Annotated in this window: 8 protein-coding genes; 6 read left to right on the top strand and 2 right to left on the bottom strand. The window is 37.9% G+C overall.

Annotation, left to right across the window (positions count from 1 at the left end):
• Nucleotides 1-30 precede the first annotated feature (30 nt).
• A complete protein-coding gene (locus tag ESU54_RS01860) occupies nucleotides 31-2,802 on the bottom strand; it encodes a 2-oxoglutarate dehydrogenase E1 component (protein ID WP_111842813.1) in 2,772 nt (923 codons plus the stop codon).
• Between the two features lie 153 nt (nucleotides 2,803-2,955).
• Nucleotides 2,956-3,930, bottom strand: a complete 975-nt coding sequence (locus ESU54_RS01855; RefSeq protein ID WP_111842814.1) for a polyprenyl synthetase family protein — start codon at nucleotides 3,928-3,930, stop codon at nucleotides 2,956-2,958.
• A 155-nt stretch (nucleotides 3,931-4,085) separates the two neighbouring features.
• Here ESU54_RS01855 and ESU54_RS01850 point away from each other — a divergent pair, with 155 nt between their 5' ends.
• The 6 genes from ESU54_RS01850 to ESU54_RS18035 all read left to right on the top strand — a co-directional run bounded on the left by ESU54_RS01850 (nucleotide 4,086) and on the right by ESU54_RS18035 (nucleotide 12,798).
• Nucleotides 4,086-4,697: a TetR/AcrR family transcriptional regulator gene (locus ESU54_RS01850; protein ID WP_111842815.1), complete on the top strand. Its 612-nt coding sequence runs from the start codon at nucleotides 4,086-4,088 to the stop codon at nucleotides 4,695-4,697.
• A complete protein-coding gene (locus tag ESU54_RS01845) occupies nucleotides 4,690-6,069 on the top strand; it encodes a TolC family protein (RefSeq protein WP_111842816.1) in 1,380 nt (459 codons plus the stop codon). Before ESU54_RS01850 ends, ESU54_RS01845 begins: the two co-directional genes overlap by 8 nt.
• A 42-nt stretch (nucleotides 6,070-6,111) precedes the next feature.
• Complete coding sequence (locus tag ESU54_RS01840) at nucleotides 6,112-7,272, top strand: efflux RND transporter periplasmic adaptor subunit (protein WP_111842817.1); 1,161 nt, start codon at nucleotides 6,112-6,114, stop codon at nucleotides 7,270-7,272.
• 15 nt (nucleotides 7,273-7,287) lie between these two features.
• The gene (locus tag ESU54_RS01835) at nucleotides 7,288-10,782 is read left to right on the top strand and encodes an efflux RND transporter permease subunit (protein ID WP_111842818.1); all 3,495 of its coding nucleotides are present in this window, start codon (nucleotides 7,288-7,290) and stop codon (nucleotides 10,780-10,782) included.
• A 237-nt stretch (nucleotides 10,783-11,019) separates the two neighbouring features.
• A complete protein-coding gene (locus ESU54_RS01830; protein WP_146848072.1) occupies nucleotides 11,020-11,718 on the top strand; it encodes a T9SS type A sorting domain-containing protein in 699 nt (232 codons plus the stop codon).
• A gap of 3 nt (nucleotides 11,719-11,721) precedes the next feature.
• A complete protein-coding gene (locus ESU54_RS18035) occupies nucleotides 11,722-12,798 on the top strand; it encodes a T9SS type A sorting domain-containing protein (protein ID WP_146848071.1) in 1,077 nt (358 codons plus the stop codon).
• The last annotated feature ends 99 nt before the right edge of the window (nucleotides 12,799-12,897 follow it).

The following is a 12,897-nucleotide window of genomic DNA, read 5'->3' as shown; positions in this document are numbered from 1 at the left end:
TTTTGTCTTTCTGTAAAATTTTTAGAAAAACTAATCCATATTTTTATTAAACACGTTCTCAATTACTTTTGCATGTCGTGCTTTTGATCTTACGGAACTACCAGCTGCAGGAGCCGCGTACATTTTTCTACTGCAAACCCTGAAATCTCGTGATTCTTCAAAATGCATCATAATATGTGAATAGGCACCCATATTCTTAGGTTCTTCCTGTGCCCAAACCACATCATCTGCGTTTTTATATTTTTTGATAATCTTTTTCATTGCATCAGTTGGCAATGGGAACAGTTGTTCCAAACGAACCAAGGCAACATCATCTCTTTTCAATTCTTCTCTTTTTTCAAGTAAATCGTAATAGAATTTACCTGTAACAAAAACCAATGTTTTCACTTTTGCCACTTTGGCTTCTGCATCGTCAATCAACATTTGGAAACTTCCGTTTGCAAATTCTTCTTTGGTTGACACCACTTTTGGGTGGCGCAGTAAACTTTTTGGAGTAAATACAATCAGTGGTTTGCGATAATTTACTTTTAATTGTCTTCTGAAAAGATGAAAAAGATTTGCAGGCGTTGTTACATCTGCAATAAACATATTGTCGGTTGCACATAATTGAAGATAGCGCTCCATTCTTGCAGAAGAATGTTCCGCACCCTGCCCTTCATACCCGTGTGGCAAAAGCATAATCAAACCATTCTGCAGTTTCCATTTATCTTCTGCCGCTGAAATATATTGGTCAATCATTATCTGTGCTCCATTGCTAAAATCGCCAAATTGCGCCTCCCAGATTGTAAGCGAATTTGGGCTTGCCATAGCGTAGCCATAGTCAAATCCTACTACACCGTACTCGGAAAGCAGTGAGTTATATATATAAAATTCACCTTGCTTGCCTTTCAGATTGTTTAAAAGTACAACTTCTTCCTCACTGTCCTCAACTGTTATAACAGCGTGACGGTGTGAAAATGTTCCGCGTTCCACATCTTGCCCGCTCATACGCACGTCGTGACCTTCTTTTAAAAGCGATCCATAAGCAAGAAGTTCGCCCATAGCCCAATCTAGTTTGTTGTCTTCAAAATACATTGAGTGTCTTGCCTCAACAAGTTTGGCTATTTTTCTGAGGAATTTTTTATCCTTAGGCAACTTGGTAATGACTTCAGCAATTTCATCCAACTTTTCCAAATCATAAGTGGTATCAACCGCCTCCATCATTTTATCTTCTTCGGCATATTCATAACCTTCCCACTCATCCTTCATAAAAGGAGTGATTGTGGTTTTATCTTCTTTTCTGGAATCTTCAAGATTTTCTTCTAGTTTGTCTTTGTAATCCTGCTCCAGTTTATCCGTATAGCCTTTTTCAATTACACCGTCAGCAATTAGCTTTTCTGCGTAAATATTACTCGGATTATCATGCTTTGCAATTGCTTTGTATAGCTTTGGTTGTGTGAATCGTGGCTCATCACCTTCATTGTGTCCATATTTTCTGTAACCCAACAAATCGATAAAAACGTCACGTCCAAATTCCATTCTAAAATCTAAAGCGAAAAGCATGGCATGAACAACAGCTTCTACATCATCAGCATTTACGTGAAGTATAGGAGAAAGTGTAACCTTACCAATATCAGTACAATAAATAGATGAACGCGCGTCGAGGTAGTTTGTAGTAAAACCAATTTGGTTATTGACCACAATATGAATGGTTCCTTGTGTTTTATAGCCATCCAACTGTGCCATTTGCACAATTTCATAAACAATACCTTGTGCAGCGATAGCAGCATCGCCGTGAACAATAATTGGCAATACTTTATTCGGATTTTCTTTATAGTGATCGTCCTGTTTTGCTCTTGTTATCCCTTCAACAATTGCGCCCACTGTTTCCAGATGTGAGGGGTTTGGAGCAATGTTTAAATTAATTTCTTTACCAGATTCGGTTTTGCGTTTTGAAGTCCAGCCCAAGTGGTATTTTACGTCGCCGTCAAAAATATCCTGTGCGTAATCCTTTCCGTCAAACTCGCTAAAAATGTCTTTTGCGCTTTTCCCGAAGATATTGGTAAGGGTGCTCAAACGTCCACGATGGGCCATTCCCATTACAAATTCTTTCACACCTCTTTCTGCTGCATTTTCAATTAGGGTGTCTAAAGCAGGAATCAAGCTTTCGCCTCCTTCCAAAGAAAAACGCTTTTGACCAACGTATTTAGTATGAAGAAAACTCTCAAAAGCCACAGCTTCATTAAGTTTCTTAAGTATATGCTTCTTGTGTTCCTGGGAAAAATTAGGCTGATTATCATTTACATTCAGCTTGTTCTGAATCCATTGAATTTCATCCGGTCTGCGGATGTACATGTATTCAATCCCGATAGAATCGCAATAAATACTTTCAAGGTGTCTTATTATTTCTTCAAGTGTAGCTTCACCTATACCAATAATCTCGCCTGCCCTAAAAGTTGTTTTAAGATCATGCTGCGAAAGACCGAAATTTTCTATTGCCAAGGTTGGCGTATACTTTCTGCGGTCCCGTACTGGATTGGTTTTGGTAAAAAGATGCCCACGGGTTCTGTAATCATCAATTAATTTAACAACCTGAAACTCCTTTACAACATCTTCGCAATTTGCTCCTTCGGCATATTGTGGAGCTTCCGAAGCTTCGCTTGTGCCAAAGAAATCTTGAGCACTATTCTCAGTTCCAAAATCAAAACCTTGGAAAAACGCTCGCCAACTAGGCTCAACGCTATCTGGGTATTGTAAATATTTTTCGTAAAGTTCCGCGATTTGAGATGGGTGAATCGCGTTTAAAAAAGAAAATTTATCCATGATAGATATGCAAAGGGTATTTTTTATAAAACGGTACAAAAATACAACAAATACATAAACTAGCTGACTGGAATCTTCATATTTATATGGTTGAAAATATTAAAATATTCACAAATAAATTAGCCAGGAAAAATGGAATTTGCTTCTTAATTTTTAAATATTCCGCTGCATTAAGCTGTTTCCAAACCCGCGCAACATTTCCTTTTTCTCTTCAGAAATATTTATGGCTTCCAAAAGTGAATAAGCGTTTTTGCTATATTTTTCTATTTCATCGCGAGTGGCCTTCGCCGCGCCAGAGGTAAGGAAAATCTCTTTTACTGTTGAAATTTTATCTGTTGGATCTTTCGGATTAATGCTGAAAAGATGTTCCAGTTCCTCAGCTTGAACTGAAGAGCCGTTCCCTACCGCCATCAAATACAGAAAAGTTTTTTTGTTAGAGATAATATCGCCACCCACCTGTTTTCCGAAGGTTTCTGGGTTGCCGAAAACATCTAGATAATCATCCTGCAACTGAAAGGCAATACCCAAATTTCTTCCAAATTGATAAATTTTATCTTTATCACTTTCCGATGCTTCTGCTACGATAGCTCCCATTTTCATTGCTGCACCCAATAGGACTGCAGTTTTATGGTCTATCATTTTTATGTATTCCACCAGTGTAACATCATCACGTGTTTCAAAATCCATATCGTGTTGTTGGCCCTCGCAAACCTGTAAAGCGGTTTCACTGAAGAGTTTTGCAAGCTCTTGAAACATTTTTGGCTCATAGCTCTCAAAAAATTGATAAGCCAAAATTAGCATCGCATCGCCAGAAAGAATGGCGGTGTTTACGTCCCATTTTTCGTGAACTGTTTTTTTTCCCCTTCGCAAAGGGGCGTTATCCATAATATCATCATGGATGAGGGAGAAGTTATGAAATAGTTCAACCGCTAATGCGGCGCTCATTGCTTTCTTAAAATCTGAACCAAAAAAATCGCACACCATCAACGTCAGTGAGGGACGAATTCGTTTTCCCCCCAACGAAAGAATGTACTTTATAGGGTCGTAGAGTTGGTGAGGCTCCTTTTGCAAAACAGCTTTCTCAAGATGCTCTTGTAGCTTTGTGTTATATTTTTTTAAAATTTCCATCCGTCAAAAAATTTCGGCTAAAGTAAAACAAGCAAAGCAAAAGCACACAACTTAAACTCAAAAATAGGTTTGTTGTTAACGCAATGTTAAAAACAATAAACTTAGGAAACTTTTTTTGTTTTAAAAGTTTCCGTGATATATCTTTGCACCCTATTATGAAAGAAAAAATTATCCAAAAAGCAACAGAACTGTTTTTAAAGCTTGGCTTTAAGAGTGTCACTATGGACGACATTGCCAATGAAATGGCTATTTCAAAAAAAACCATTTATACTCATTTTAAGAATAAAACAGCTCTGGTAAAGGAATGTACTTTTTGCGTTATGAACAGCATTACCAGTGGCATAGACCAAATTTGCGCTTTGGACCAAGATCCTATTGAGGAATTGTTCGAAATTAAGAAATTCATTTTGCGTAAACTCGAAGATGACCAATCCTCGCCACAGTACCAACTTCAAAAATATTATCCGGAGATAAGCAAGAAACTACATCAGAACCAGTTTGAAAAAATGATGGAGTGTACCCAAAAAAATATCACTAAGGGCATTAATCAAGGGCTGTACCGAAGCAATTTGGACACCGATTTTATTGCCCGTCTTTATTTTCTGGGGATTACGGGCATCAAGGATCAATATCTTTTCCCAATTGAAAAATTTTCCACAAAATTCCTTACCGAAGAATATCTTGAATACCATTTACGGGGCATTGTTACGGAAGAAGGACTTTTAACACTAAAAAAATTCATCAAAGAGCATCAAACCAATGACTAAAAAACTTTTGATTTTCAGTTTAATACTATCAGTTACTTTAGCTTTTTCACAACAGCAGAAAAATTACACTTTCAGCTTGGAAGAGGCCGTAACCTTTGCGCTAGACAGCAATTACACATCCATAAATGCAAGGCGCGACGTTGCAAAAGCCATAAAGCAAAAATGGGAAACCACGGCGCAAGGCTTGCCCCAGATAGATGGAAGTGTAAGCTATAACAATAACTTGAAACAACCTGTATCCCTTATTCCCGCTGAATTTGGCGGAGGTGAGCCCGGTACTTTTGTGCCGATTACCTTCGGAACAAAACAAAATGCAAATGCGGTTGCAACGCTAAATCAATTAATTTTTGATGGGAGCTATCTCGTGGGTCTTAAGGCAGCCAAAGCATTTTTGAGATATTCAGAAAACGCCAACGAAAAAACACGTTTGGAAGTCAGAAAAGGAGTAATCAACGCTTATGGTAGTGTTTTACTGGCGCAGGAATTGGTAGATATTTTTGATAAAAACAAAGCCAACCTTGAACAAAACCTTTTCGAAACCCGAAAAATTTACGAAAACGGTTTAGGTGAAGAAGAAAGCGTGGAACAACTTGAAATAACACTTTTGGACATAGAAACCCAACTAAACAACGCCCGCAGAAGTCAGGCTATCGCCAAACAAATGTTCAATCTTGCCTTGGGAATTGATGTGGAAGCTCCCATAACGTTGACCGATGATCTGGATCAATTGGCCAGTCAAAATATAAGCCTTTCGCTTTTAGATTCGTCAATAAAAATAGAAGATAACGTAGATTATAAAATTGCTTTTAATTTAACAGAGCAACGCTACTTTGAAAACAGACTTGAAAGCAGCAAATTTCTTCCTAGGCTTTCCGCTTTTGTAAACTATGGCACTTCTGCCAATAGTGAGGATTTTAGTTTTTTTAATGGTGACCAAAAATGGTATCAATCTTCTGTATTAGGAGTTAGTTTGAATATCCCAATTTTCAGCAGTGGTATGCGGAGTTCAGCCGTTCAACGCACCAAAATTGCGTTGGATCAATCTAAGACTGAGTTGGAACAAACCAGACAACAAATAAAACTTGATCTTACAACAGCTCAAAGCAATTATCAATTCGCTATAGAAAACTATGAAAATTCAAGGAAGAACCTTGCTTTGGCTGAAAGAATAGAAAACAAAAATCAAATAAAATTCACAGAAGGTCTTTCAACAAGTTTTGATTTACGTCAAGCCCAAACACAACTTTACACAGCACAACAGCAATATTTTCAATCTATGCTGCAAGTAATTAATGAAAAGGCAAATCTAGAAACTGTTCTCAATATTCCGCAGTTGCGCATTAATTACGAAGAAATTAAAGGCCAATATTAAAACACATCTCATCTAATCGACTATTTTAAAATAAATCAACAAATGAAAAAATCAATTCTATTTCTTATTACGCTAATCACACTGGCTTCCTGCGGCGGTGATAACAAATCGGTGGATGCGGTAATTGGTTCCAATAATATGGAAGCGGTAAAAGCAAAACGTACCGAATTGAACAAACAACAGCGTGAACTTAAGGCTGATATCGATAAGCTAAACGAATACATAGATCAAAACGAAAAGAAAGAACGCCCAGCTTTAATTACTGCTGAAGTCATTAAGGATAGTGTTTTTAAACACTACGTTGAAGTACAAGGCAACGTGGAAACAGACCAAAACGTAGTGCTTAACGCTGAATATTCAGGAGTGCTTACTAATGTATATGTAAAAGAAGGTCAGCGCGTTTCTAAAGGACAGCGTCTTGCAAAAATAGACGATGGCGGAATGTCTAGCCAAGTAGCACAACAAGAAGCTCAATTGGCACTGGCCAAAACAACTTTTGAACGTCAAGAAAAACTTTGGAATCAAAAAATAGGTTCTGAAATCCAATTTCTTCAGGCTAAAACCAATTATGAAGCGGCCAAAAATGCCACACAACAAATGCGTTCTCAGCTAGGAAAAACAATCGTTACAGCACCTTTTAGCGGTGTAGTGGACGAAATTATTTCAGATCCAGGACAAGTGGTTGTTCCCGGCCAAACCCCGATAATCCGTTTAGTAAATTTGAGCGATATGTATGTGAAAGCATCCATCCCTGAAACCTACCTAAAAAATATTAAAAAAGGAACACAGGTAAAAGTGAACTTAGCTTCAATCAACGAAGAATTCACCGGAACGGTGCGCCAGGTGAGTAATTACATCAACCCAAACAATAGAAGTTTTGACATACAGGTTGAGATTCCAAACAAAGACGGATTGGTAAAACCAAACCTCATCGCCACTGTAAAAGTGAACGATTACAGCGCTGAAAATGCTATTACCGTTCCCGAAAATATTTTACAGGAAAATGCCGAGGGTGAAACCATTGCTTACCTATACAAACCTGTAAATGACTCCACTGGAATAGCAAAACGCATCATTCTTGAAACTGGACTTTCTTATGAAAACCATACTGAAGTAAAATCAGGCCTCAAAAAAGGCGATACCATAATTAAAGAAGGTGCAAAAACCCTTCGCGACGGTCAAAAAGTAACCATCAAAAACTAAGAAACACTTTGCACCATGAGCAAAAATCCGTATAAAGAATTTAGTATTTCGTCTTGGGCCATTGACAACAAAATGACGGTCTATGTAGTGATGGCCATTATCCTGTTTTTGGGTGCTTTCGCCTATTACAGCATGCCACGCGAGGCTTTTCCAGAAATTATTGAAACCAAAATTTATGTGAGTTCCGTAAATCCTGGAAACTCGGCAGAGGATGTTGAAAAATTCATCACAGAACCTTTGGAGGAAGAATTCAAAGACGTTGCCGGAGTAAAGGAAATCACTTCCACTACCCTTCAAGATTACTCTATTATTATTGTTGAATTTGAGGAAAGCGTAGAGATTCCTGTTGCAAAACAATTGGTAAAAGATAAGGTAGATCAGGTAAAAGCTGAAACCACGTGGCCTACGCTAACCAATGGCGGAAAAGTAGAGCCAAACGTTTTCGATTTGAATTTTTCCGAAGAAATGCCCATCCTCAACATCAACCTTACAGGAGATTATCCTGTACAGCAGTTGAAAGAGTACGCCGAATATCTTCAAGATAAAATTGAGCTGCTTCCACAAATTAAAGAAGCTACCATCCGTGGTGCTGAGGAAAAAGAGGTTGAAATTGCTGTGGATATTTATAAAATGACCGCTTCACAGGTAAGTTTTGACAATATAATAAATGCTGTGAAAGGTGAAAACAGCACAATTTCCGGAGGAAATATCATTACCAACGGCGTTCAAAAAAACATCCGTATCACTGGTGAAATTGAAGATCCAAAAGAACTGGAAAACATAGTCGTTAAAAAAGACGATGGGGTTATTTTCCTAAAAGATATTGCCGATATAAAATTTAAGGAGAAAGACGCTACAACCTACGCCCGTGAATACGGGAAACCCGTGGTAATGCTCGATGTAAAAAAACGCGCTGGAAAAAACATGATCGAGGCCGTTGAGCAGATCAAGAAAATAGTCGCCGAAGAACAGGAAAACTATTTGCCGCAGAGTCTATACATTAGTTTAACAAACGACCAATCCATCAAAACCGAAAACCAAGTGAACGATTTGGTGAACAACATCATCTTCGGGGTGCTTTTGGTAGTAATTGTATTGATGTTCTTCCTTGGTTTTAGAAATGCACTTTTTGTAGGTTTCGCCATTCCGCTCTCTATGTTAATGTCGCTTTTTATCTTATCATCATTAGGCTTTACATTAAACACAATGGTACTCTTCGGACTCGTAATGGGTCTGGGAATGCTGGTAGATAACGGTATTGTGGTGGTTGAGAACGTGTACACCTTAATGAGCGAAGGCATGTCGCCTAGAAAGGCCGCAAAACAAGGTATGGGCGAAATCGCCTGGCCTATTATTGCTTCAACTGCCACTACTCTTGCAGCATTTTTTCCACTTGGGCTGTGGCCAGGTATGATTGGTAAGTTTATGATTTATTTCCCCATCACGCTTTCAGTGGTGCTTTCATCCTCGCTGTTTGTGGCTTTGATTATCAATTCCATGCTTACTTCAGAGTTTATGAAAACTGAAGAAGAATCCATGACAAAAAAGAAACTTATCCGCTGGAGCTTGATTCTGCTGGGCGTAGGTATTTTGCTTCTGGTTGCTGGTTTTGCAATGGATGTTGCCGCTTTCCGAGGTTTTGGAAACTTGGCCATACTTGCTGCCCTCCTGCTTTGGTTATATAAATATGTGTTGGCAGGAGCTGTGGATTATTTTCAATACAAATCCCTTAAAAAACTGGAGAATTTCTACGAACGAGTTCTCAAATACGCTTTGCGCGGAAAAAAAGCTTACGTGTTTTTCTTCGGAACAATTATCCTTTTAATTCTGTCTTTCGTTTTAGTGGGAATTGCACAACCAAAAGTGCTTTTCTTCCCCGAAAATGAACCCAACCAGATTATTACCTACATAGAATATCCGCAGGGAACAGACATTGAAAAAACCAACGATCTTACCAAGCAGGTTGAGCAACGCGTTTATGACGCCATCTCAAAATATGATGATAACGGTTATAACTATATGGTAGAATCTGCCATTTCGCAGGTGGGTCAAGGTGCAGGAAATCCGCAAACCGATGGAGGGCAAAGCAACGAAATGCCGCAAAAAGGAAAAATAACCCTTTCCATGCGCGACTTCCAATTGCGTCGTGGGGTAAAAAGTAGTACTGTTTTGGAAGAAGTCCGAGAATCTGTAAAAGGTTTCCCAGGAGCTTCTATTATTGTTGAAAAAGATGCTGCCGGACCTCCTGTTGGTTATCCTATTAACATTGAATTGATTGGTGAAAACTATGAAGAAATGCTTCGTCAAGCTGAAAACCTGCGTTCCTATATTGAAGGTTTGGGCATCAGCGGTATTGAAGAATTGAAGATAGACGTGAACAAAAGCAAGCCCGAAATGGACGTTACCGTAAATCGTGAAAAAGCAGGTCAACTAGGCATTTCCACAGGACAGATTGGGCAAACGCTGCGACGCGCTATTTTTGGAGAGGAAGTTTCCACCTATAAAGAAGGCGACGACGATTACGAAATAAACGTGCGCCTTTCCGAAAAAACACGCTATGATGAAAGCGCACTCTTCAATCAGCCAATTACTTTCAGGAATAATCAAGGTAATATTGTTCAAATACCTATTTCCGCAATGGTTACTAAGAACAACACCGCTTCCTTCAGCTCTATTAAAAGGAAAGATTTAAAGCGAACAATCACAGTGTATTCAAACGTAATCGGTGGTTACAACGCTACGGAAATTGTAACCGACTTAAAAACGGAACTTCAAAACTACGAACTCCCCAAAGACATAAACCTAGCATTTACGGGCGAGCAGGAAGAACAGGCAGACAACATGGGTTTCCTTTTAATGGCATTGTTTTATGCCTTGGGCGGTATCTTGCTTATTTTGGTGGCGCAGTTCAACTCGCTTTCCAAACCGGTGATTATTTTAACATCGGTTATTCTAAGCTTGGCGGGCGTGTTCCTCGGTCTGGTAATTTTCCATATGGATTTCGTAATTATTATGACAATGATGGGTATCATCTCCCTTGCGGGAATTGTGGTGAACAACGCCATTGTACTCATAGATTACACCCAGATTTTGATAGACCGAAAAATGAACGACCTAGAAATGGACGATGACGATATGCTTACTAAAAGACAGTATTTTGACATCATAATAGCAGGAGGAAAATCGCGTCTGCGCCCCGTATTGCTTACCGCAATTACCACCGTGCTTGGGCTTGTACCTTTGGCAATAGGTTTCAACATAGATTTCTTTGGATTGTTTACAGATTACAATCCAAACATATACATAGGCGGTGACAATGTTATTTTCTGGGGCCCGCTGGCGTGGACGGTTATCTTTGGCTTGATCTTCGCGACCTTCCTAACCTTGATTGTGGTACCTGTAATGTTTTATTTGGTAAACCGCGCCAAGATTAGATTTAGAAAAAAACGCAGAATGAAGGAGTTGAAGAAATTGAAAGCGAAGGACCAACTGAGAATGGAGAGTAAGTAACCGTTTTGTCCGTTTGAGCGTGTCACACTGAGCTTGCCTGCACTGAGCGCAGCCGAAGTGTCGAAGTTCAGGCGAGAACTTAATTTTAGATTATTTAAAAACCCCTTGGAAGTTATTTTCCAAGGGGTTTTTAAATTATAGGAAACGGACTTCGTGAAAAATAGGAAAAACCCTTTTTTATTTTTGTAGGTTTAGGCTTACCTTTAAAAGATCAACAGTCTATTAACCATCAAAGTTATGAAAGCACTACTATACATATTACTATTCAACCTCAGTGCAATTTCTTTTGCGCAAGACCCACAGCTTTTTGAAAATACCTGGTATTTATATGAAGTTATGAGTACAGATTTGGGCACTTTTTATGATGTTTCTCTTATAAATCCTCCCATTTCTCCCTATTTAGACATTTCAGAAGATTTAACATTTAATGGTGAAGGCGCCTGTAATACATTTAGCGGTACTTACGAGCTTTTTCCACCAAATGAGTTGGGTTACATGAGTTTTACGGCAACCACAAATGATTGTGGCATACAGCAACATAACTGGTTTGAAAATGAATATTTCAGTTTTATTGCCGGCGGCTTTTGGTTCAGTATCACTCAAGATAATGGAGGCAAGGTACTTTCTATGTCAAGTCCTTTAATGGGTTATGCCATTTTTAAAAGTTACCCACTTTCCACTTCAGACTTTCAAAAAAATAAATTTCATCTATACCCAAACCCCGCGACAAGCGAATTGTTTCTAAGTTCAAAAAACATCACTGGAAATCTAACCATAAAAATCTTTAACGTAGCGGGCAAGCTTTTAAGCAACCAAACTTTAGAACTTGAAAATCAAACCGCCATAGACGTCTCCAATCTAACCAGCGGTATGTATTTTCTAAATATTGAAGATGAAAGCGGTAAGATGGAAGTGAAAAAATTTATAAAAGAATAAATTATGAAAACACTATTATACCTTCTGCTATTCAACATTAGTGCAAATTCTTTTGCGCAAATTGTAAATGTTCCCGACACGAACTTTAAAAATGCTCTTATTGAGGAGGGCGTTGATGCCAATAATGACGGTGAAATACAGGTGAGTGAAGCCGAAGCAGTATTGAATTTATCTGTGAACTATAAAAACATTTCATCTTTGGAAGGAATACAAAGTTTTGTAAACTTGGAAGAATTATATTGTTCAGGAAATCAACTAACTATGTTAGATATGTCACAAAACCTGAATCTTCAAAAGTTAACTTGCATATTTAACCAGTTAAATAGTTTAAATGTCACTCAAAATATAAATCTCAAATACTTATGGTGCGAAGAAAATCTTCTAAGCAATTTAGACATATCCCAAAACTTAAATCTTGAGAGATTATGGTGTGCAAACAATCAATTAACTACATTAGAAGTGTCTCAAAACCTAAATCTCAAATCATTACTTTGTTGGGATAACCTAATAGATAATTTAAATGTAACCCAAAACTTGAATCTTGAAGTTTTTGTTTGTTCCAATAATCATTTAACGGGATTAGATTTGTCTGAAAATAATAATCTTAATTATTTAGAGTGCAATGATAATCAGCTAAACAGTCTATTTCTTAATAATGGTAATAATCACAATATGGGTGGAATGTTTTCCACAGGTAATGTAAGTTTAATGTGCATTCAAGTGGATGACGAAAACGCTATTTATCCTGAATGTGAAGGATTTCCTCTTGAAGGATGGTGTAAGGATGATTGGTCTTCATATAGTGAGGATTGTAGTCTAAGTTTAACAGATTTAAAAAGAGCGAACTTTAGTCTATACCCCAACCCCGCAAAAGACAAACTGTTTTTAAGTGCAACAAATCCTACAGAAAATCTAAAAGTCAAAATCTTCAACATAGAAGGCAAACTTTTAAGCACTAAAAATGGAAAGCTTGAAAACCAAATCTTCATAGATGTTTCCAACCTATCAAGCGGCATGTATTTTATAAATATTGAAGATGAAAACGGTAATACTGTAGTGAAAAAATTTATAAAAGAATAGACTCACTGAGTATTCCGAAATATTTCTTGACCTGCAAGATTTTCAAGACCTTGTAGGTCTTTCTTTTTATACATTCGTGTATTCTTGGCAATCAAATAA

This window comes from Aequorivita antarctica, from assembly GCF_007997155.1.
Taxonomy (GTDB): domain Bacteria; phylum Bacteroidota; class Bacteroidia; order Flavobacteriales; family Flavobacteriaceae; genus Aequorivita; species Aequorivita antarctica.
This window is presented reverse-complemented; position numbering and strand designations above follow the sequence as displayed.